At 48.6% G+C, this 22,748-nt stretch carries 20 protein-coding genes and 1 tRNA gene; 5 read left to right on the top strand and 16 right to left on the bottom strand.

Features of this window, described 5'->3' with window-relative positions:
• Positions 1–2: 2 nt before the first annotated feature.
• The 7 genes from tviE to actS form a co-directional block, all read right to left on the bottom strand.
• Positions 3–1,739 (bottom strand): Vi polysaccharide biosynthesis glycosyltransferase TviE, encoded by a 1,737-nt coding sequence (gene tviE, locus HV311_RS04285; protein WP_191220751.1) that lies wholly within the window; start codon positions 1,737–1,739, stop codon positions 3–5.
• On the bottom strand, positions 1,739–4,234 hold the full coding sequence (gene tviD, locus HV311_RS04280; protein ID WP_191220750.1) for a Vi polysaccharide biosynthesis protein TviD: 2,496 nt from the start codon (positions 4,232–4,234) through the stop codon (positions 1,739–1,741). The genes tviE and tviD overlap by 1 nt, the downstream gene beginning before the upstream one ends.
• Positions 4,235–4,263: 29 nt before the next feature.
• On the bottom strand, positions 4,264–5,304 hold the full coding sequence (gene tviC, locus HV311_RS04275; RefSeq protein WP_191220749.1) for a Vi polysaccharide biosynthesis UDP-N-acetylglucosaminuronic acid C-4 epimerase TviC: 1,041 nt from the start codon (positions 5,302–5,304) through the stop codon (positions 4,264–4,266).
• 2 nt (positions 5,305–5,306) lie between these two features.
• A complete protein-coding gene (gene tviB, locus HV311_RS04270) occupies positions 5,307–6,584 on the bottom strand; it encodes a Vi polysaccharide biosynthesis UDP-N-acetylglucosamine C-6 dehydrogenase TviB (RefSeq protein ID WP_016157409.1) in 1,278 nt (425 codons plus the stop codon).
• A 256-nt stretch (positions 6,585–6,840) separates the two neighbouring features.
• Positions 6,841–7,368 (bottom strand): Vi polysaccharide biosynthesis protein TviA, encoded by a 528-nt coding sequence (locus HV311_RS04265; protein WP_046274927.1) that lies wholly within the window; start codon positions 7,366–7,368, stop codon positions 6,841–6,843.
• A gap of 1,240 nt (positions 7,369–8,608) precedes the next feature.
• Positions 8,609–8,682: transfer RNA gene (locus HV311_RS04260), tRNA-Gly, on the bottom strand.
• A gap of 79 nt (positions 8,683–8,761) precedes the next feature.
• Positions 8,762–9,520, bottom strand: a complete 759-nt coding sequence (gene actS / locus HV311_RS04255; protein ID WP_191220748.1) for an amidase activator ActS — start codon at positions 9,518–9,520, stop codon at positions 8,762–8,764.
• 166 nt (positions 9,521–9,686) lie between these two features.
• Between actS and idi the strand changes: the two genes are divergently transcribed.
• Positions 9,687–10,235 (top strand): isopentenyl-diphosphate Delta-isomerase, encoded by a 549-nt coding sequence (gene idi, locus HV311_RS04250; protein WP_053389487.1) that lies wholly within the window; start codon positions 9,687–9,689, stop codon positions 10,233–10,235.
• A gap of 85 nt (positions 10,236–10,320) precedes the next feature.
• On the opposite strand, the gene lysS is transcribed toward idi, so the two are convergent.
• From lysS to xerD, 5 genes are all read right to left on the bottom strand, one after another.
• Complete coding sequence (gene lysS, locus HV311_RS04245; protein WP_005123357.1) at positions 10,321–11,838, bottom strand: lysine--tRNA ligase; 1,518 nt, start codon at positions 11,836–11,838, stop codon at positions 10,321–10,323.
• A 9-nt stretch (positions 11,839–11,847) separates the two neighbouring features.
• Positions 11,848–12,946, bottom strand: a protein-coding gene (prfB, locus tag HV311_RS04240; protein WP_100250065.1) for a peptide chain release factor 2 whose coding sequence is annotated in 2 segments (ribosomal slippage) — positions 11,848–12,870 and positions 12,872–12,946 — 1,098 coding nt in all. Because the reading frame shifts where the segments join, the coding sequence is not laid out codon by codon here.
• Between the two features lie 217 nt (positions 12,947–13,163).
• Positions 13,164–14,897, bottom strand: a complete 1,734-nt coding sequence (gene recJ / locus HV311_RS04235) for a single-stranded-DNA-specific exonuclease RecJ (protein ID WP_016157413.1) — start codon at positions 14,895–14,897, stop codon at positions 13,164–13,166.
• A 5-nt stretch (positions 14,898–14,902) separates the two neighbouring features.
• Positions 14,903–15,616 carry a bifunctional protein-disulfide isomerase/oxidoreductase DsbC gene (dsbC, locus tag HV311_RS04230; protein ID WP_047357820.1) on the bottom strand — a complete coding sequence of 238 codons (714 nt, stop codon included), beginning with the start codon at positions 15,614–15,616 and terminating at the stop codon, positions 14,903–14,905.
• Between the two features lie 23 nt (positions 15,617–15,639).
• Positions 15,640–16,536, bottom strand: a complete 897-nt coding sequence (gene xerD, locus HV311_RS04225; RefSeq protein WP_016154346.1) for a site-specific tyrosine recombinase XerD — start codon at positions 16,534–16,536, stop codon at positions 15,640–15,642.
• Between the two features lie 113 nt (positions 16,537–16,649).
• Here xerD and fldB point away from each other — a divergent pair, with 113 nt between their 5' ends.
• A complete protein-coding gene (gene fldB, locus HV311_RS04220) occupies positions 16,650–17,171 on the top strand; it encodes a flavodoxin FldB (RefSeq protein ID WP_016154347.1) in 522 nt (173 codons plus the stop codon).
• Positions 17,172–17,271: 100 nt separating this feature from the next.
• Here fldB and HV311_RS04215 read toward each other — a convergent pair whose 3' ends face one another.
• Both HV311_RS04215 and sdhE read right to left on the bottom strand, forming a co-directional pair.
• Positions 17,272–17,679 carry a protein YgfX gene (locus HV311_RS04215; RefSeq protein ID WP_016154348.1) on the bottom strand — a complete coding sequence of 136 codons (408 nt, stop codon included), beginning with the start codon at positions 17,677–17,679 and terminating at the stop codon, positions 17,272–17,274.
• The gene (gene sdhE, locus HV311_RS04210; protein ID WP_016154349.1) at positions 17,660–17,926 is read right to left on the bottom strand and encodes an FAD assembly factor SdhE; all 267 of its coding nucleotides are present in this window, start codon (positions 17,924–17,926) and stop codon (positions 17,660–17,662) included. Before sdhE ends, HV311_RS04215 begins: the two co-directional genes overlap by 20 nt.
• Before the next feature lie 257 nt (positions 17,927–18,183).
• Between sdhE and ygfZ the strand changes: the two genes are divergently transcribed.
• Entirely contained in the window at positions 18,184–19,164 is a 981-nt protein-coding gene (gene ygfZ, locus HV311_RS04205; RefSeq protein ID WP_016154350.1) for a tRNA-modifying protein YgfZ, read from the top strand.
• A gap of 79 nt (positions 19,165–19,243) precedes the next feature.
• On the opposite strand, the gene trhA is transcribed toward ygfZ, so the two are convergent.
• Together trhA and yqfB are read right to left on the bottom strand one after the other, a co-directional pair.
• Positions 19,244–19,903 (bottom strand): PAQR family membrane homeostasis protein TrhA, encoded by a 660-nt coding sequence (trhA, locus tag HV311_RS04200; RefSeq protein WP_049282171.1) that lies wholly within the window; start codon positions 19,901–19,903, stop codon positions 19,244–19,246.
• A gap of 163 nt (positions 19,904–20,066) precedes the next feature.
• Positions 20,067–20,378, bottom strand: coding sequence for a N(4)-acetylcytidine aminohydrolase (yqfB, locus tag HV311_RS04195; RefSeq protein ID WP_181598894.1), 312 nt, complete (start codon positions 20,376–20,378; stop codon positions 20,067–20,069).
• A 52-nt stretch (positions 20,379–20,430) separates the two neighbouring features.
• On the opposite strand from yqfB, the gene HV311_RS04190 reads away from it, so the two are divergent.
• Complete coding sequence (locus tag HV311_RS04190) at positions 20,431–21,159, top strand: MurR/RpiR family transcriptional regulator (RefSeq protein WP_003838265.1); 729 nt, start codon at positions 20,431–20,433, stop codon at positions 21,157–21,159.
• Positions 21,160–21,279: 120 nt separating this feature from the next.
• The gene (gene bglA / locus HV311_RS04185) at positions 21,280–22,713 is read left to right on the top strand and encodes a 6-phospho-beta-glucosidase BglA (protein WP_016154353.1); all 1,434 of its coding nucleotides are present in this window, start codon (positions 21,280–21,282) and stop codon (positions 22,711–22,713) included.
• Positions 22,714–22,748: the final 35 nt, after the last annotated feature.

The following is a 22,748-nucleotide window of genomic DNA, read 5'->3' as shown; positions in this document are numbered from 1 at the left end:
AATTAACGAGGCTGAGAGGCAATGGTTTGTACAAACGTTCCCACCATATGTTCAACGGTGAAGCGTTCTTGTAAAAATGACTGCGTCTGTTGGCAAATACCGGTTCTGCTGCGCCATAAATTGACCAACTGTTCTGCATAGCGGCAAGCCTGGTCAAGATTGACCGTCTGTGCATCATCAAGAATGAAACCCGAAACACCCTCAATAAAGCATTCTGCCGATCCACCTGCAGGGGTTGAAATCACCGGCACCCCGACCATTTGTGCTTCAATGAGTACATTGGGTAGTCCTTCATAACGCGAAAACAAAATGAATACGTCCATTTTTTGCAGCCAATACCCCACGTCACGCGAGACGCCAACGAATAGTATTCTCTCCAGAATCCCCAACTGTTCGGCGCGTTTCTGCGCTTCAGCGCGCAAATCACCATCGCCTACCAGCACAAAGCGTGTGGCGGGGTGGTGCTGTAAATAGCGTGCTGCAAAATCAATCCATGCAAGAGGGTTCTTATCACCTACAAAGCGGAAAACGCCACCAATAGTTGTGTCCGCATCCTGGGTTTTTTGCGTAAACTGCTGCCAGATTTTATGTGGCACCTCAGAAGAGGGGTCGGTAGATGGCGGTAAGACGCCGTTATATACAACCTGGAAGTGCTTCGCCTCCAACTTTAGCCAGTCGGCATAATGGCGGGTCACACAATGGTTGTTACTCATAAAATCAACGCCAGGCACGGCCGCCAGCGCCTGGTAGAGAGGCTCATATTCCGGCTTGAACAGACGCTTTCTCACCACCGGTGGTAAGCCACGTAATCCCAGTTGAATTCTGGGCACGCCAGCAATCAGCGCTGCAAGCGCAATCATCAGACAAGCGCCATCCTGCCAAACGGAGAGATAATCCGGCTTGCGCTCGCATAAGTGGGGGACCAGATGCTTGATGCCGTAGTTACACACCGGCGGCAGATGAGAGAGCAATAAGCGCAACTCCGGAGATTCTATTGTCGCATCGTCAAAGAAGTTTCCGGTAATCTTCGCGATTTCAAGCACCTCGACCTGTTCTTCCAACACTTCTTTCAGGAAAAAGTCTTGTCTGAGTTCCGGTGCCAGGGAGCGAATAATGAGCTCTACCGGCTCTTCTACTTTCAGGCCGCCAATTTTCCCCTGTTGCCGATATTTTCTGGCGATCTCGATAGCCAGCCTGGAAATCTGACGCTCTGCACCGCCGCTACCTAGCGAGCCTGTACAGAGCGCAAGGCGACCAAAAGATCCGACGGGAAGCTGCCGCGGCTGACGATTTCGATAAAACAAGATGGCATGCTTCATTGCAATAATACGGGTGTTGGTCCCCACAGGGATCGCTTCCCCTTCAAGGCGTTCAAGCAAATCGCAGATCTTATTTATTTTGCCTAAATAATTGTTATATTTTTTCTGCACGCCAGTGCTAACCTTTTTAAGAATTAGCTGCGCATCTTTGGCTAGCCCCGTATTATATAAACGCCGCGCATACTCATAACGTGCTTCATCATTGTTTTGTGCAATCAGCGTTTCGTAGAGCGCGTATGCACGCGCCGTTTCATTGAAATCATGAAGAAATTCTGCTTTTTTTAGCATCGCTAATGAAGTTAAAGCCTCAGCCGGTAATTCACTGTCAATTAACGCAATAGCTTGCGCAAGCTTCCTCTCTTGTTTCAATGTTAAAAGCGTTTTCCCTAGCGCAGCTAACTTTTCTTCCTCCGTAATCATTACGACTTCCCTGATATATTTTTTTGTAATGCGGTTATGCAGGTCGAGATCTGCCTTGTCACCGGCTCCGTTGGCCCATTCACTTTCTCCAGTCGCTGCCAATACTGCAAAGCCTGGGTGTAGTCGCGTAAATGCATTGCATTTAATGCGGCATATTTCAAGGCATAGGCATTTTCGCTATCAAAAACGAGTAATTTTTTCGCATAATCCAGATGTTCATAAGACGCGATAGTGCTGCCGCCATCCTTCAGTGAATCATTAAATAATCTGATAATTTGCTTATATTCACGCATCAGGCGAGAAACATCAGGATCAATTCGTTTCAGGCTAATCAATACAGACAATGCTTCATCCAGACGCCCTTCAGTTTTCTTCTGGCGTACATATTTAAGGGCTCTGGTTGCAACATTGCGACACTCTTTCTCAAACAGCTCGTTCATCGAGGCATTCTGGAATGATGGAGAAATGCTCATGACGTTAGCAATCAAATCAATGAGGAACGGAATGTCGTTAATATGACGTATGCTGCGTAACATAATCGACTGCAGGCTGGTAATGTTCGAGTTACGAGTCAAGGTCATGTGGGCCAACGTGCACGCATCCTTCCAGGCACCAAGATTCACCAGCGTTCTTGCACAATATACTGTGCTAACAGGATCGAACTCCAGAAGTGGCCACACAATTTTCGCCCCTACCAGGATATTTTCATAATCCTCACGCTCATACATTTCTCTTAATTTCTCGCGCCATGCCGTTTTAACTTCATTATTAAAGCGAGAAATACGTGCATGGGGATAAACCATAAATGCAGAGAAGGTGTACACCAGCGAAGTACTCAGTGAGACAAAATCATCAACCGAATGTAGCGACAGCGCGGTATTGTTCCATGCCACAAAAACGTCGTGGAGTTTATCTTTATACGAGGTGCTAAGCGCCTGATGATAGCTCATATTCTTGATGCAGAAAGCTGCGTGGATGACGAGACCGGTATCATGAATCGTCGACAATACCGTCAGCGCAAATTCTGACTCATGGCGGAGTAACTGCTCAAGCGCATGCTTGAAAATCAATTCATCACTGAATTTGATTGCCAAAGATAACGCTGTTTCCATAAACGCATCATTTAGGCGCTGCGATTGAATGCCGGCATGGAAAGCTTCGGAGAATGCGTTGCCATCATTGAAATATTGCGTGCTGCTCAGGAAATTAACCCATCCGCTTTGGGTTTCAGGATTCAATAACAGTACACTTTTCCAGTATTGATATGACTTATCAAACAGCTGTAAAGCATCGGCTGAGCCGGCGGCAACGGTAAGGACTTCTTCATCTTCAATTTCATTGGAAAGCATCATCTCGGCCGTCGATAAGGCTTCCCGCCAACGCGCTAATCCATGCAGAGACCTCAGCCGACAACGTAATGTGCTGTCCGTCGTACCGATAATTTTCTCAACATCACTAATATCCTGATAAGCCTGTTCATAATAACCTAAACGGCTGAAGATTACGGACCGAAGTTGGATCAGAACGGGCTCTTGCTGCTGATTTCTTAATGCGGCAAAAAGTTGCTGTGATGCAGCAATAATGTCGCCATCGGCAAGCAGCTTAGTGATCGATAATGTAATCTCACGTATTTGGTCCTGTTTCTCTTGCCGCCTCTCATCAAGATGATGCTTAGTATTGTTGATCACTCCCTTAAAAATAGCCGCAACGATCGCATCACCAAACATGTCGGTATAATGAGTAAGATCGTCGCCATTTTTTTCCAGGGCTCGTTTCTGCCCCCACTTTTCCATCAAATTTGTCGGGTTAACGCAGGGAATATCCATCCTGGCGGCGATGGTCTCGACATTTTTAATCAACCGACTGCGGGACTGAATGACGGTTCCAGCACGAGTCACAGCATCAACATGGGTCATAAACATAACGCGATCGCGACCAAGAAGCTGAATGATTTCCATCATATCCTGTTCGATAGCATGCTCATCCATCTGCTCAACATTAATATTGCTTAATAAGGCACGATCGTCTTCCGACATTCCGGCAAAACAGGGATCGTCTTTGAGATAGGCCAGCAGTTTGTGTTGATTCCCTTGCGTGGCCAGCGACCAGTACACACGCGCTCGCTCTGTTTGGCTAAAGAACTCATAAAAATGACGAGTTATATAATTTTGTTGTAAGCACAACCCATAGGCCATAATCTTCTTCTGACTTGAAATCTCAACGATATAGAAATCAGAACGACTATGAACGTCGGTTTTTGAATAATTTACAGCAGTTCTAAAAATAAAAGGCCGGACCTTTTCAGGAATATCTATCAATCCCAAAATAAAACGGACCTGCTGTAATGCCTCGCTGCTCGTATGCGTAAATCCATATATTTTCTTAAAATTAGCCTTAAAATTAAAATAAGGCTGAGCTCTTTTTACCGGACTCGCGATACGGCAACTACCAATGGCGGTAAGCGTAAACATCTCTGACGATTTCATTAAATTCATCCACGTGAAAAGAAAGTGAGTAGTTATACTCAGGAATACAAAGCAGTCTGTTTATCGATATACCATTTTAGAGTCTGCTTAAGTCCTTCTTTGATATCAAACTCAGGCTCATATGAAAGAAATGTTTTTATTCTGGTAATGTCTGCCTGACTATGCTTAACGTCACCGTCACGAAAATCTTTATAAATTGGTTCAGCACGAATTTGTTCGTCCCGCCATAAATTCAACCCATCGCGGATGAGATAATAAAGCTCATTTAGCGAAGTTCTGTCTCCAACAGCCACATTATAGACTTTATTTTTTGAGGCTAAATCATTAGTCGTTGCTGATAATAAATTTGCCTGAATCACATTTTCTATATAGCAAAAATCGCGGCTTGTTGAACCATCGCCATTGATATAAATTGGTTCATCTTTAAGAAGCGATAGTATCCAGCGAGGAATGACTGCAGAGTATGCTCCGTTAGGGTTTTGGCGGCGGCCAAATACATTAAAGTAGCGCAGGCCAATAGTGTTAAAATCATAGCTGCGAGCAAACACCTCGGCGTACAATTCATTGACGTATTTTGTAACCGCATACGGGCTTAATGGCCGGCCGATCCGTTCCTCAATTTTAGGTAAATCGGGATGGTCACCATAAGTACTACTGCTTGCGGCATAGGTGAAACCAGATACATGTGCATCTCTCGCCGCCGTCAACATATTTAAAAAACCATCAATGTTAGCGCTATTTGTCGTGATAGGATCCTGCAAGGAACGTGGTACGCTTCCCAGAGCGGCCTGATGTAAAACGTAATCGACATTCTCACAAACAGCCTGACAATCGGCAAACGACCGGATATCCCCATGAACAAAGGTAAACCGCGACCATTGTTCTTCACTGACAGCGGCACGCACATCCTCTAAATTATGTTGATAGCCAGTTGAAAAGTTATCCAACCCAATTACTGTTTGATTTAAATAGAGTAGTTCTTCTAATAATCCAGAGCCGATAAAACCTGCTACGCCAGTAATAAGCCAACGTTTTGGTTCAAGAACGAGTTGTATTTTTAATTCATCATAGGCTGTCATAATTATAACCTCACATCTGACTGCTCAGGCGAAAGGATATACTTCAAATCATAAAGCACATGTTTATCTTTTCCAAAGCCACGAATATCAGTACTCCCCATCTTCTTAAACTGCTCATGGCCAACGGCAACAATAATGGCATCATAAGAAGCCGCCTTGATTTCCGATACAGGTATAATCCCGTATTCCTCTTCGACTTCCTCAGCATCCACCCAAGGGTCAAAAATATCAACATTACAGCTGTAATTGCCCAACTCTTTTACAACATCGATAATGCGGGTATTCCTGATATCCGGGCAGTTTTCTTTAAAGGTGAACCCCAGAATCAAAACGTTAGAACCCTCAACATTAATCCCTTTTTTGATCATGGCTTTGATCAACTGTCCCGAAACATAGTTACCCATATTATCGTTCAGTCGACGACCCGCGAGGATAATTTCCGGATAGTAACCGATGCCCTGAGATTTATGAGTCAGATAATAGGGATCGACGCCAATGCAGTGACCACCAACCAGTCCAGGACGGAATGGCAGGAAGTTCCATTTACTTCCCGCTGCTCGCAGTACGGCTTCAGTGTCAATCTCTAATCGGTTAAAGATAATCGCCAATTCATTTACCAGCGCGATATTGAGATCGCGTTGGGTATTTTCAATCACCTTTGCCGCTTCCGCGATCTTAATGCTTTCCGTTTTGTACGTTCCTGCCGTGATGATCTGTCGATAGATCTCATCAACCAGACAGGCCGTTTCTGCAGTTGAACCTGAGGTAATTTTCTTGATAGTTGTCAGACGATATTTTTTATCGCCGGGATTGATGCGCTCTGGGCTATATCCGACAAAGAAGTCTTTGTTAAATGTCATCGCTGACATACGCTCAAGGATCGGCACGCATTCTTCTTCAGTACACCCTGGATATACCGTAGATTCATACACCACGATATCCCCCGGCCTCAGTACTTTGCCAACAGTTTCACTTGCCATAATCAAAGGAGTGAGATCTGGTTGCTTATAATCGTTGATCGGCGTCGGGACGGTAATGATGTAAAAATTGCATTCTCTGATTTCATCAATTGATGAGGTAAACGTCAGATGGCGAGCATCACGTAGCTCTTCTTCTGTGGTTTCGAGATTGACATCGATCCCTTCTTTTAGCTCGAGTATACGTTTATGATTAACATCAAAACCAACCACCTGACGAATTTTCCCAAATTCAGCAGCCAATGGTAAGCCAACATACCCGAGTCCAATAATGGCAATTTTTACATCATCTTTGCTGATCATTACTGATAAGTCCCTTATTTAATAATTATTAACTTTAAATAAATCCCAGATGTTTTCTGGAACGCTACCGCCCCTGACGTTCTTAGCCAGCGTATCTATTCTTATCGAAATCACGACAGTTTCTAGTCTAAGCAAGGCTAGAAATTTTATATTTCCTAATTTTAGTTAAATGGAGGTCGTATGCAGTATCCGTTCTAAAACAACAATTAAAGATCGGATCTTTAATTGTAATTCTTAATGAGAAACGCATAGCATTTTATTCTGGCAATAGAAGATATCGAGGGTCTCGCACGCCAAATTTAAGGGCGATCTCTTTTCTCCAACGATACAATGTTGACGGCGAGTTCATAAATCTATCCTGAAGCTCCTCCATACCGCTTTCGGTTAGGAAGTACTTCATCTTCATGATATCTTTGTTGCTAATCTTAAAGTTACATTCCCTTCGCCCTGCCGTTATCTTGTCACCATTTCGTCGATATAGGCTTATTTTCTTAATCATCTCCGACACAGATGTTGAGGTATCGAAAACAGCAATAACATTTTTGATATTATCCAGCCAAAAAAGAGCCAAAGGCATCAACCGTGAGCTGGAAATGATGATTATGATTTTATTGATATTTTTATTCCGTGAGAAAAAAACCAAGGTGCTACGTAAGCTATATTGATTAAGATTCACGAATAAATAATTTCTTTCGTTTGTAATCAGTGACATTTCATCAATAACACTAGCGACACCACCCCCAAAGTAAATATCATTAGGTGGCCAGAAATGTTGATACTTCATGAAGCCTCCATAACCTCAAAAAACTCTATTTCATCCATGGAAAGGTAAGTGTGTACTTTTAAGCACACCGACCCTCTAAAAAATACCTAACAATCGAGTAATTGATTTTATTAATATTGCTAAATACATGAGATGAACTTTTACACAACAAGGATGTGATATCAACCCCTCGCCATTCATAGCTAAAAGCTATCAATCACTCATTCTTAGATTTGAATTACTAATGGATATCGGCATTTTAATACGATTATTGGTTGTATTATTAGCACTACCTGTGAAACCGCACTTTCATCTTTTATTCAAAATGAGAAAATTCCCAAAACACACAGAAACATTTACTTACAAATTACCAGCATACATACTGGGGTTAAAGGTAGCCTGCCTGAATGGTCACCCATGTCTCTACCTTTAAATTCTTAGCTATACCGTGTGAGATTTTAATCAGTACAACTGAAGTCTATCTAACTATATTTTCCATATTTTTCAACAACAATGACATAATATACACAAGGCTAACGAGCCACCCGGCATAGCAAGCATTCAAAATGGTACAAAGTACTAAACTAACTCGTATATTTTTGTGTATCTACATAATTTCTTGACCGGATAATGAGAACAAAACTAGTCACCTCAAGAAATTATCAGCAGTGATTAAACTCCGGAAGATATTTTTAACAAAATAGATGTCACCATATTTATCCAGGTAAAATCCTACCAAGTCTAAACCATTTAAAACCTGTTACTGCCGATTAGAGAAAATTGACCTACAAAAAGGCTACATTACTTATTTATGAAGAATGACCAATCTTATATCGTGTTCAAAAAAGATAACTATGGAATTATAATCTAACAGTTAACTACGTGACCTGTATTAGCGTTGCTCTATTTTCAGACAGACAATCAAACATACTCCTTAAAATTTCTTAAATAAATTCAATTGATTGATAGTTGATTTTTTGTACCACGGGGGAAATGCGATATTTAAGACACCAGTATCGCGAATTGAAAGGATTAACCAGCATATACAAAGCTCTACTATCCGAGAACGTCAAAGATTTCTCTTTGGCCCCTGTGGATAGTTAGTTTCATATGAGGTATCTCCCGAAAGGGGGGCCTATCGTCTCCCACAATCGCTTTAGCCTGCATAGTCGTGCATTGAGTCTGTCTGGCCGTTAAACAAAGAAACACATTGAGATTACGAAGGATAATTGAATCAGGAGAGTCTGTGAGAAGTAAGTCGTGGAGCGGGCGAAGGGAATCGAACCCTCGTATAGAGCTTGGGAAGCTCTCGTTCTACCATTGAACTACGCCCGCATTGGAGTGCGTAAGGGATTATAAACCTTACGCTCTTCTTGGCAAGGGACTAACTGACTGACTGGCGATTAATTCACCGTCAGCATTTTGGCTTACTGCCCTTTGGTGGCAAATAACGCAGCGGATCGATAGCCGTCGCCCGATAGCGGATCTGGAAATGCAGCCGCACCGTGGTCGCATCCGAGCTGCCCATCGTCGCGATCTTCTGCCCGGCTTTCACGTTTTGACCGTTGTTCACCAACATGGTGTCATTATGCGCATACGCAGTGATGTAGTCCTCACTGTGCTTAATCATAATGAGATTACCGTAACCCCGTAGCTGATTACCGACATAAACCACCTTCCCGGCTCCGGCGGCATAAATCGGCGTACCACGCGCTGCTGAGATATCAATGCCTTTATTGCCGCCGTCCGCGGTTGAATAAGGCAGAATCACTTTACCGCTGGCAGGCCACTGCCAGCAGCGCTGCCCTACCGGAGGCCAGGAGGATTGCGGTACGGACGAAGATGGTCTGACCGCTGCCGTTTTGGTTGAGGATTTCGTCGTTGTTTTGCCAGAGCCTGAACTGGTTTTCGCGCCGCCGCTGACCTTCAGCTTTTGCCCCACTTCAATGGTATAGGGCGGTGAAATATTATTCAGGCGTGCAAGCTCTTTTACGCTGGTCCCGGTGGCGCGCGAAATACGGTATAGCGTATCTCCCCGCTTCACGGTATACACGGAGCCGGAATAACTTCCTGTATCAGACGACTTGCTCCCGGAACAGCCTGCTAACAGCAGACCGACACACAGCAGTATCGCGATACTCAGGCCATTTTTCTTCAGGCGTCCTGCACTCAAAACAATACCTCGCAACATTTTCAGACGCTTTATCATAGCAGCCAGAAACCGGATGCCAAATCATATCGCGCAACGAAGCGTCGACTCTGGCATTTCACACCCTCTGTTAATCATTCTGACTTAATACAGCATATAATGTGAATGCTTAAGATTGATGGTGGACGCTATGCGACAGGAACATGTCATTTTATTGAATGAGCAGGGCCAGCCCTGTGGAACACTGGAAAAGTATGCGGCGCATACCGCCACAACCCCCCTGCACTCTGCTTTCTCATGCTGGATATTTAACGAGCAGGGTCAACTGCTGGTCACCCGCCGTTCGCTGCACAAAAAAGCCTGGCCAGGCGTCTGGACCAACTCTGTCTGCGGTCACCCGCAGTTGGGTGAAACCACCGAAGCCGCTATTATCCGCCGGGCTAGCTTCGAGCTGGGTGCAGACATCGACTCGCTCAGCCCCGTGTATGCTGATTTTCGTTATTGCGCCACGGATCCGAGTGGAATAGTGGAAAACGAAGTATGCCCGGTTTATGCCGCACATATCGTCAGTGAGCTACAGCTAAACCCAGATGAAGTGATGGATTCCCAGTGGAGCAATCTTGAGGATGTTTTAAGCGGGATTGACGCGACGCCGTGGGCTTTTAGCCCGTGGATGGTAATGCAGGTTTCAGATGTTAAGGCGCGAGAGTTACTGCGCAAGTTTGCCAACGGGAATTGATTGCCTGACGGGGCTACGCCCATCAAGCCTACATAACGCATCGTAGGCCTGATAAGGCATCAGCCGCCATCCGGCATTTCACATCTTACTTAACCGGGCGCATTGCCGGGAACAGGATTACGTCGCGGATAGTATGGCTGTTTGTGAACAGCATAACCATACGGTCGATACCAATGCCCAGGCCCGCAGTCGGCGGCAGACCGTGTTCCAGAGCGGTAACATAGTCTTCGTCGTAGAACATCGCTTCGTCGTCACCTGCATCTTTGGCGTTAACCTGATCCTGGAAACGCTGCGCCTGATCTTCTGCATCGTTCAGCTCGCTGAAGCCGTTACCGATTTCACGTCCGCCAATGAAGAATTCGAAGCGATCGGTGATTTCCGGATTTTCATCATTACGACGCGCCAGCGGAGAAACTTCTGCCGGGTACTCGGTAATGAAGGTCGGTTGAATCAGGTGCGCTTCTGCAACTTCTTCAAAGATTTCGGTCACGATACGGCCCAGACCCCAGCTCTTCTCAACTTTGATGCCGATAGATTCCGCAATCGCTTTTGCAGAATCGAAGTTATCTAGATCGGCCATGTTGGTTTCCGGACGGTATTTCTGAATCGCTTCGCGCATCGTCAGTTTTTCGAACGGCTTACCAAAGTCAAAGACTTCTTCGCCGTAAGGCACTTCAGTCGTTCCCAGAACGTTCTGCGCCAGCGTACGGAACAGCGATTCGGTCAGTTCGATCAGATCTTTGTAGTCCGCATAAGCCATGTAGAGTTCCATCATGGTGAACTCTGGATTATGGCGAACAGAGATGCCTTCGTTACGGAAGTTACGGTTAATTTCGAATACGCGTTCGAAGCCGCCAACCACCAGGCGCTTGAGGTACAGTTCCGGCGCGATACGCAGGTACATGTCCAGATCCAGCGCGTTATGATGGGTGATAAACGGACGCGCTGCCGCCCCGCCTGGGATCACCTGCATCATCGGGGTTTCTACTTCCATAAAGCCACGACCAACCATGAACTGGCGGATACCAGCCATAATCTGTGAACGCACTTTAAAGGTATTGCGGGATTCATCGTTAGAGATGAGGTCCAGGTAGCGTTGACGATAGCGCGCTTCCTGATCCTGCAGACCGTGGAATTTATCCGGCAATGGGCGCAACGCTTTCGTCAGCAGACGTAGCTCGGTACAGTGGATGGACAGCTCACCGGTCTTGGTCTTGAACAACTTACCTTTCGCGCCGAGGATATCGCCCAGATCCCATTTTTTGAACTGCTCGTTGTAGACGCCTTCCGGCAGATCGTCGCGAGCAACGTACAGCTGAATGCGGCCGCCAACATCCTGCAGCGTAACGAATGATGCTTTACCCATAATACGGCGGGTCATCATACGGCCAGCAACGGAAACCTCAATGTTCAGCGCTTCCAGCTCTTCGTTTTCTTTTGCATCGAAGTCAGCATGCAGTTGGTCTGAGGTATGATCGCGACGGAAATCGTTCGGGAAGGGGATCCCCTGCTCGCGCAGGCTCGCCAGCTTCTCACGGCGCGTTTTCAGTTCATTGTTAAGGTCGGCTACCGCGTCAGCGCCCTGTACGTGTTGTTCAGACATGTTGGTTCCTCATAACCCTGCTTTCAAACTTGCTTCGATAAATTGATCCAGGCTGCCATCCAGCACCGCCTGCGTGTTGCGGGTTTCAACCCCGGTACGCAGATCTTTGATGCGGGAGTCATCAAGGACATAAGAACGAATCTGGCTACCCCAGCCGATATCTGATTTAGTATCTTCCATCGCCTGTTTCTCGGCATTCTTCTTCTGCATTTCCAGTTCATAAAGCTTCGCTTTCATCTGCTTCATGGCCTGGTCTTTGTTCTTGTGCTGGGAACGGTCGTTCTGACACTGCGTCACAATCCCGGTCGGGATGTGGGTGATACGCACCGCAGATTCGGTACGGTTAACGTGCTGACCGCCCGCACCAGAAGCGCGGTAAACGTCAATACGCAGGTCCGCCGGGTTGATATCGATATCAATATCATCGTCAACTTCCGGGTAGACAAACGCAGAGCTGAACGACGTATGGCGACGACCGCCGGAGTCGAATGGGCTTTTACGCACCAGGCGATGTACACCGGTTTCAGTACGCAGCCAACCGTAAGCATATTCGCCAGCAATTCTGATGGTCACGGATTTAATACCCGCCACTTCACCTTCAGATTCTTCAATAATTTCAGTCTTAAAGCCGCGCGCTTCAGCCCAACGCAGGTACATACGCATCAGCATGCTTGCCCAGTCCTGTGCTTCCGTACCGCCTGAGCCAGCCTGAATATCGAGATAGCAATCTGCGCTATCATATTCACCGGAGAACATACGACGGAATTCCAGCTGGGCCAGCTTATCTTCCAGCGTATCAAGTTCTGCTACGGCTTCGTTAAAGGTTTCTTCGTCGTCGGCTTCTACAGCCAGTTCCAGCAGGCCGGAGACATCTTCCAGGCCCTGGCTCATCTGATCAAGCGTATCAACGATGGCCTCAAGGGAGGAACGCTCTTTACCCAGCGCCTGCGCGCGTTCGGGTTCGTTCCATACGTCCGGCTGTTCCAGCTCGGCGTTTACTTCTTCCAGACGCTCTTTCTTGGCATCATAGTCAAAGATACCCCCTAAGAACGTTAGAGCGCTCCGTGAGGTCCTGAATGCGGTTATTTACCGGATTAATTTCAAACATTGTCTGATTTCTTTTATTGGACTAGTCAAAATGCGGTTATAAGAGCGGGATTGTAACGAATCCACACCCTTTTTTATAGCGAATATACACATCATCCTTCAAGCTGCCTCTTTGTTGGCTGCGCGATTTCGCCCCAGTCACGTACTACTCGTACGCTCATGGAGACTCATCCACTTGCCGCCTCGATGCAGCTTGAATGATTTTGTGTAAAGTGACGCTAAAGTGGCCAGATATTATCGATTATAATCTGCAGGCTGCGGTTGCCGCGAAACTCATTAATATCCAGTTTGTAGGCAAGCTGAACTTCGCGAACACCGTTATCCGGCCAGCAGGTGGTATCAACGTTAAACGCAATACCGTCCAGCAACGGTCCACCACCGACGGGCTCCACCATCACCTTCAGATGACGCTCACCGACCAGACGCTGCTGGAGCAGACGGAAATGCCCGTCAAACAGCGGTTCCGGGAACATTTGTCCCCACGGTCCGGCATCACGCAGCATTTGCGCGACCTCCATGGTCATCTCCGCCGCGCTCAGAGCACCGTCTGACACCACTTCGCCCTGCAGTAAGGCGGGGTCCAGCCACTCGGTTACCAGTTCGCCGAAACGCTGCTGGAAACGCTCAAACTGCGCCTCTTCCAGCGACAAACCCGCCGCCATAGCGTGACCGCCAAACTTGAGGATCATACCTGGATGAAGAGTGTCCAGGCGCTCCAGCGCATCGCGCATGTGTAGCCCCTGAATCGAGCGCCCGGAGCCTTTCAGCGTACCGTCACCGGCCGGGGCAAACGCAATTACCGGACGGTGAAAGCGCTCTTTAATACGCGATGCCAGAATCCCCACCACTCCTTGATGCCACTCGGGATGGTACATCGCCAGACCGCCCGGTAGCGTATCGCTACTGCGCTCCAGCTTTTCACACAGAGTCAGCGCTTCCGCCTGCATACCCTGCTCGATCTCTTTACGCGTCTGGTTGAGTGCGTCCAGCTCATTGGCCAGCACGCGTGCTTCACCAATGTTGTCGCACAGCAACAGCGCCACGCCAACGGACATATCGTCCAGACGCCCCGCTGCATTCAGCCGTGGTCCGAGGGCAAAACCTAAATCACTGGCAGCCAATTTGAGTGGGTCGCGATTGGAAATCTCCAGCAGCGCTTTTATACCAGGGCGGCACTTTCCGGCACGAATACGGCTTAAGCCTTGCCACGTCAGAATGCGGTTATTGGCATCCAACGGAACCACGTCGGCCACCGTGCCAAGCGCAACCAGATCAAGCAAATCCGCCAGGTTCGGCGGCGCAATTCCTCGTTCATCAAACCAGCCTTTGTCACGCAGGAAGGTGCGCAGCGCCAGCATCAGATAGAAGGCCACGCCAACGCCAGCCAGCGATTTAGACGGGAATTCACAATCGTGCAGGTTAGGATTGATGATCGCTTCAGCGCCCGGCAGCGTGTCCCCAGGCAGATGGTGATCGGTCACAACGACCGGGATCCCCAGCGTTCTGGCATGTTCAACACCCGCGTGGGACGAGATGCCGTTGTCGACGGTGACAATCAGCTGAGCGCCCCGGGCATGGGCCTGATCAACGACTTCCGGGCTTAAGCCATAACCGTCTTCAAAACGATTAGGCACCAGGTAGTCCACGTTACTGCAGCCCAACGCGCGCATCGCCAGAATGCTGAGCGCGGTGCTGGTCGCGCCATCGGCGTCAAAATCGCCGACCACGATGATTCGGGTTCCTTCGCGAAAAGCGTTATAGAGGATTTCAACCGCTTTTTCGACACCGTTCAAATGCTGCCACGGCAGCATGCCTTTCACACTACGCTCAAGCTCCTGCGCGCTGCGCACGCCACGGCTGGCGTATAAACGGCGCAGCAATGGCGGCAAGTCGGCAGGTAGCTCGGCGGTCTCGTCGGCTTCACGCCGACGAAGTTGTATCTGTTGTTTCACGCGAATTATTTACCGCTGGTTTGTTTTGCATGTGCGTCGAGGAATTCTTTCATCTCTTTCGGGCCCTGATAGCCAGGCACTACATAGCCATTGCTCAGCACAATCGCCGGCGTACCGCTGACGCCAAACTGTACGCCCAGCGCGTAGTGGTTAGCGATGTCCACATTACAGGTCGCTGGCTTCACATCTTTGCCAGCCATGGCGTCGTCAAAGGCTTTGTTTTTGTCCTTCGCACACCAGATAGATTTCATGTCCTGCTCGGCCTGGCTTTCCAGTCCCTGACGAGGGAAGGCCAGATAGCGTACGGTGATCCCTAACGCATTGTAGTCTTTCATCTCTTCATGCAGCTTGTGGCAGTAGCCACAGGTGATGTCGGTGAAAACGGTAATGACGTGTTTTTCCTGCGGCGCTTTGTAGACGATCATCTCGTTTTCCAGCGCGTTCAAATGCTTCATCAGCAGTTGGTTGGTGACGTTTACCGGGCTTGCACCGCTCACGTCATACATCGGTCCCTGAATAATATGTTTACCGTCTTCGGTAACGTACAACACGCCGCTATTGGTCAGTACAGTTTTCATGCCCGCAACCGGAGCAGACTGAATCTCGGTACTCTTAACACCCAGCTTCGCTAATGACTGGCGAATCGCCGCATCGTCTGCATGTACCATGCCGGAAAACGCCGTCGCCAGCAGGGTGAACATCATAAAACGTTTTTTCATAACCTATCCTTTCCTGTCAGCACTCACGCTCGCGGGTGATGCTGTTGATGTAGTTGCCGCAAGCGCTCCGTTGCGACATGAGTATAAATCTGCGTTGTCGAGAGGTCGCTATGCCCCAGTAGCATCTGCACCACGCGCAGATCAGCGCCATGGTTGAGCAGATGCGTGGCAAACGCATGCCGCAGGACGTGCGGGGACAGCTTTTCGCTGTCGATTCCAGCCAACACAGCATAGTGTTTGATACGATGCCAGAAGGTTTGACGAGTCATCTGTTGCGCCCGCTGGCTGGGAAACAGCACATCTATTGATACACCGTTGAGCAACCACGGACGCCCATGCTCAAGGTACGTTTCCAGCCAGTACACCGCCTCCTCACCTAACGGGACAAGGCGCTCTTTATTACCTTTACCGATCACCCGAACCACGCCCTGACGCAGGCTGACGTCACTCATCGTCAGCCCCACCAGTTCAGACACGCGCAGGCCTGTGGCATACAATACTTCCAGCATGGCTTTGTCGCGAAGTTCCAGCGGTTGTTCTATCAGCGGCGCCTGCAGAAGTCGTTCGACCTGTGCTTCGCTGAGATCTTTGGGCAGACGCTGCGGAAGTTTAGGTGATGCAAGCGAGGCGCTGGGGTCATCTTCGCGATATTTTTCACGGTACAGATGCTGAAAAAAACGCCGCATTGCACTGAGCAAGCGTGCGGAACTGGTGGCTTTATATCCCCCATCCATCCGCTCAGCCAACAATGCTTGCAGGTCATCACTCTGCGCGGTCGCAAGCGAGGCGCCGCGGTGATGTAGCCATTCAACAAGCATGGTCAGATCGCGACGATACGCACTTAGCGTGTTTTCCGCCAGATTTCGTTCCAGCCACAGGGCATCAAGAAACTGCTCGATGCGCGCCAGATCCTGTTCCACTCGCGCCCCTTATTTCACTCTCATTTTTGATGCATTATGCCTCATTGTGCCGAGAATGCGGCGATTCTGTTACACTACCCGCAACGCTACAGCAGAATTGAGATGTTTACGTCATGAACATGGGTCTTTTTTACGGTTCCAGCACCTGCTATACCGAAATGGCAGCAGAAAAAATCCGCGATATCCTGGGTCCCGAACTGGTGACACTGCACAACCTCAAAGATGATTCCCCGACCTTAATGGAGCAGTATGACGTGCTCATTTTAGGCATCCCAACCTGGGATTTCGGTGAAATCCAAGAGGACTGGGAAGCGGTCTGGGAGCAACTGGACGACCTCAACCTGGAAGGCAAAATTGTTGCGCTTTACGGTATGGGCGATCAGTTGGGATACGGTGAATGGTTCCTGGACGCGCTGGGTATGCTGCACGATAAACTGGTCACCAAAGGCGTAAAATTTGTTGGTTACTGGCCAACCGAAGGGTATGAATTTACCAGCGATAAGCCCGTCATTGCCGATGGACAGCTGTTTGTTGGCCTGGCACTGGATGAAACAAACCAGTACGATCTCAGCGATGAACGCATTCAGGCCTGGTGCGAGCAAATCCTTGGTGAAATGGCCGAACACTGGTCCTGATAACCATTTTGCCGGATGTAGGCGTAAACGCCATATCCGGCCTACATGCCGCACCGAACCGTAGACCTTAACGCTGCACGCCATCAGGCATTCATCAGCATTATCCCTGCTTCGCCTGTTGCAGTATTAACCGCCGCAAATCCCGCCACTCCGCGTCATCCATACTGTCTGCCGCCAGCCACAAATGCTGACGTTTTCCGGCATCGGAACGTAAACGCAACATCATGCCTGTTTTGACCATCCAGGGTGCGCTAGCAATAGTCCACTCTTGCCCTTGCCAGCGCAGACGACCGTCCATCAACAGCCGAATCTCGCCCTGACAGGCATTGATTCGGCGCTGGCTACGGACGCTATCGAACACCACCAGAGAGAGCAGAACCAGCCATAATGGGGTGTAGCTCAATGGCCAGGGCATCAATAAAATAAATACCGCGACCAGCCCATGAATGAGCAGCGAAAGCCATTGCGCGCGCCATGAAACGCGTAAATCAGATTGCCACTGGACCACGTTCCCGATTCCGTGTCTGGATAAGTCGCACCATCTGCTCTAGCTGAGCATCAGCCGGTTTCCCATGATTCATCAACCAGTTAAATAAGTCTGGATCATCACATTCTAGCAGACGGATAAAGATACGTTTTTCTTCGTCACTTAAGCTGTCATATTCATGTTCGAAAAACGGCATGATCGAGATGTCCAGCTCACGCATACCGCGACGGCATGCCCAATGAATACGTGCTTTGTTGTTAATATCCATGTTCTTCTTCCTGTCTCGCGAAAACGAAGTATCCCGCTATTGTAACGTGTTTTTCCCTCATATTTACGGGAATATCAGCAAACGGAAGCGTGCTCGCTAAATAAAACCACATTAAGTCAAAGGATTCAGCATTTTTGGATGTCTCCTCGCAAAGCTTAATATATGGCACAAATAGCCTGTTTAAACCGCTTGCAATGGGCCATAGCTCTTTTACCATTAGTCATTATCACTGCGTTAAGCAAATCAGGACATTAATTATGGCTTTTATATCTTTTCCTCCTCGCCAGCCTTTCGCGTCAACGCGCTTGCCTCTGACGCTAATGACGCTCGATGAATGGGCGCTCGCCACCATCACCGGTGTCGACAGTGAGAAGTATATTCAGGGTCAGGTCACAGCGGATGTCAGCCAGATGACTGAGCATCAGCACGTGTTGGCAGCACATTGTGACGCCAAAGGTAAAATGTGGAGCAACCTGCGTCTGTTCCGCCAGGGTGACGGTTTTGCATGGCTTGAGCGCCGTAGTCTGCGCGATGCGCAGCTCACCGAACTGAAAAAATATGCGGTCTTCTCGAAGGTGGCGATTGCCCCGGACGACGAGCGCGTACTGCTGGGCGTCGCGGGATTCCAGGCGCGTGCTGCGCTGGCCAATCTCTTTAGCGAATTACCAAACAGCGATAAGCAGGTCATTACTGAAGGTTCTTCCACCATATTGTGGTTCGAACATCCCGCTGAGCGTTTCCTGCTGATCGTTGATGTTGCAACGGCGGAAACCCTGGTAGAGAAGCTGCGCGGTGAAGCGGAGTTAAATAACAGCCAACAGTGGCTGGCGCTGGATATCGAAGCAGGTATTCCGGTGATTGATACTGCCAACAGCGCACAGTTTATTCCGCAAGCCACCAATCTGCAGGCTCTGGGCGGGATCAGCTTTAAAAAAGGCTGTTATACCGGTCAGGAAATGGTTGCTCGCGCAAAATTCCGCGGAGCCAACAAACGTGCCATGTGGACGCTGGCAGGTGCGGCCAGTCGGGTACCGGAAGCAGGTGAAGACCTGGAGCTGAAAATGGGCGAGAACTGGCGTCGTACCGGCACCGTACTCGCCGCGGTGCAACTGGCGGATGGACAGGTACTGGTGCAGGTTGTGATGAATAACGACATGGAAGCCGACAGCGTGTTCCGCGTTCGTGACGACGCGAAAACGCTGCATATCGTACCGCTGCCTTATTCGCTGGAAGAGTAAATCGCCGGGTGGTGACTTTATCTTACCGGGTCGCGCGTTTTAAAGACCCGGTAAGCACAGCACCGCTGGGTAATGATAATTACGCCTGCCCCACGTACAGGTAGATCGCCAGGAAATGGCAAACGCTGCCACCCAGCACAAAGCCGTGCCAGATCGCGTGGTTGTATGGAATGCGCTTACAGACGTAGAAAATAACGCCCAGCGAATACACCACACCACCAACTGCCAGCAACGTCACACCACCCACCGCCAGCTTAACCGCCAGTTGATACACCACAATCAGCGATAGCCAGCCCATCGCCAGGTAGGTTACCAGCGACAGGACCTTAAACCGGTGCGCAATGGTCAGTTTGAATAAAATACCGAGCAGCGCCAGGCTCCAGATAACAATCATCAGTCCATGTGCCAGCGGCGAATCCAGCCCCACCAGCAGAAATGGCGTGTAGGTCCCGGCAATCAGCAGATAAATCGCGCAGTGGTCGAACTTTTTCAGCCAGACTTTTGCTCTTTGATGGGGGATCGCGTGATATAAAGTTGAGGCGAGGAACAGCAGGATCATGCTGCCGCCATACAGGCTATAGCTGGTTATCGCCATGGCGCTGGCGTTGGTATCCACTGCCTGAACCAGCAACAATACCAGTCCGACAATCCCAAACACCAGCCCGATACCGTGACTGATGCTATTGGCTATTTCCTCTGCCAGCGAATATCCCTGCGCAATTAATGGCTTCTGAACCATATTTTACTCCCGAGAAACGAACACTATCGTGATTGCTCCTCTAGCGTAACTGAGAATGGTTCCAGTGAACACCTGTTAGCTAAAATATTTGCCAACTAAATAACAATCCATAAAAATCATGATGTTATATTTTAATATTCAGCTAACATGCGTACCTTTAGAATCAAAGGCATTTAAAATCAATCACATAAAATTGTGTTTGATCCGGGTAAATCTCGGCAATCACGTGTTTAAGTTCTTCTAGCGTCATGTTTTCCTGGTGAGCATGTTTCTCTGTCAGCGTATCCAGCGTGACGGTTGAGGTGTCAACAACCTCAATCGTGCAGAAGTACCCCTCATCCTCGAAGCGCCCAACCCGTAGAATGTCACCGGCTTTGAAGTGTGATTCGGACTCGTCACGAATCGTAATGGTTTTGCGTCCGGCCAGAATGTCATCCTGGAAACGCTGAAAAAAAGTGATGTCATTTGGCTGCATGTTATTATTCCCTGTAGATGAAGTCTGATGAGTGAGTTTTGCCATTGTGAGTATGTTCTCCCACGCTGCCATCGCCAGTCTCAACAATCTTGAGATGCTGGTCTACAACTATGTCATCAAAAACCGTGACAAAGTCATGTACATGACCATTCGCGAACTGGCGGATGCCGTGGGCGTTTCCACCACCACCGTACTGCGCTTTTGCCGCAAGCTTAAGTGTGAAGGTTACTCAGAATTTCGCGTACGCTTCAAATTATATTTAGAGCAGAATGAACCGCAACAGGCTAATTTCGGTGCCAGCGAAATTATCAGCTTCTTTAAAGGCGTCAATAACGACGAGTTCGACAAACTACTCGATCAGGCTGTTGATATTATATTATCTTCCGAGCGTATTATATTCGTCGGGGCGGGAACATCCGGAGCCCTGGCAAAATATGGCGCACGTTTTTTCTCAAACGTCGGAAAATTCAGTAACCACATCGATGACCCTTATTTCCCGGTAACTAATGATATGGCCAGAAACGCGCTGGCGATCGTGCTTTCCGTTTCTGGAGAAACCGAAGAGATCCTACGCTTTGCCAGCCAGTTCAGTCTGCATAACTGTAAGGTTCTGTCGGTCACCAGCCATGAACATTCGCGCCTCGCGAAACTTGCCGACTTTAATCTCTCCTGGCACGTTCCACAGACACGCATTGCCGGGGTATACGATATAACCACGCAGATCCCCGTTATTTATATTCTGGAATCACTCGGTCGCAAGCTGGCGAAAAGAATAGCGTAAAAAAACAATATGTTTTTTTGATGTAACAAATCACATTAACGCTATTTTGTTATATCGTGACATTTATCTTTCCTTTGTTAGACTCAAAATCAGATTGTATTAATTTGAGACTGAGCGCAGATGAAAAAACTTACCTTACCAAACGATTTTTTATGGGGCGGCGCGGTTGCGGCGCATCAGGTTGAAGGCGGCTGGAATAAAGGTGGCAAAGGGCCCAGCATTTGCGACGTACTGACCGGGGGGGCACACGGCGTTCCGCGAGAAATCACTCAGGACGTCGTGCCAGGTAAGTACTACCCCAACCACGAAGCCGTCGATTTTTACGGTCATTACAAAGAAGACATTAAGCTGTTTGCCGAGATGGGCTTCAAATGCTTCCGTACGTCAATTGCCTGGACCCGTATCTTCCCCAAAGGGGACGAAACCCAGCCAAACGAAGAAGGGCTAAAATTCTACGACGACATGTTTGATGAACTGCTGAAGTACAATATCGAACCGGTTATCACCCTTTCCCACTTCGAAATGCCGCTACACCTGGTTCAACAGTACGGTAGCTGGACCAATCGTAAAGTCGTCGATTTCTTTGTCCGTTTTGCTGAAGTGGTCTTTGAGCGCTACAAGCACAAGGTCAAATACTGGATGACCTTCAACGAAATCAACAACCAGCGTAACTGGCGTGCACCGCTGTTTGGCTATTGCTGCTCCGGCGTGGTGTATACCGAGCATGAAAACCCGGAAGAGACTATGTACCAGGTGCTGCACCACCAGTTCGTGGCCAGCGCTCTGGCGGTGAAAGCCGCACGTCGCATCAACCCTGAAATGAAAGTCGGCTGCATGCTGGCAATGGTCCCGCTATACCCGTACTCCTGTAAGCCTGAAGATGTGATGTTCGCGCAGGAATCGATGCGTGAACGCTATGTATTCACCGACGTTCAACTGCGCGGCTACTATCCATCTTATGTACTGAACGAGTGGGAGCGCCGCGAATTCAATATTCGAATGGAAGCTGGCGATGAACAAATCCTGCGTGAAGGTACCTGCGACTATCTCGGATTTAGCTACTACATGACCAACGCGGTAAAAGCGGAAGGTGGTAGCGGCGATGCAATTTCCGGTTTTGAGGGCAGCGTGCCGAACCCGCACGTCAAAGCATCCGACTGGGGCTGGCAGATTGATCCGGTCGGCCTGCGTTACGCCTTATGCGAACTGTACGAGCGTTATCAGAAGCCGTTGTTTATCGTTGAAAATGGATTTGGCGCTTACGACAAAGTGGAAGAAGACGGCAGCATCCACGACGACTACCGCATCGACTATCTGCGCGCCCACGTCGAAGAGATGATGAAAGCGGTAACGTATGACGGCGTAGATCTGATGGGCTACACGCCGTGGGGCTGCATCGACTGCGTCTCGTTCACCACCGGCCAGTACAGCAAACGCTACGGTTTTATCTATGTGAACAAACACGACGACGGCACCGGCGATATGTCGCGTTCGCGTAAGAAAAGTTTTGAGTGGTATAAAGCGGTGATTGCCAGCAACGGCGAGAATCTGTAATTTTTTGCCGGATGGCGCTGCGCTTATCGGGTTTA

It is taken from the genome of Citrobacter sp. RHBSTW-00881 (assembly GCF_013728515.1).
Classification (GTDB): Bacteria; Pseudomonadota; Gammaproteobacteria; order Enterobacterales; family Enterobacteriaceae; genus Citrobacter; species Citrobacter braakii.
The sequence above is the reverse complement of the archived record's forward strand: the minus strand, read 5'-3'. Positions and strand labels throughout refer to the sequence as shown.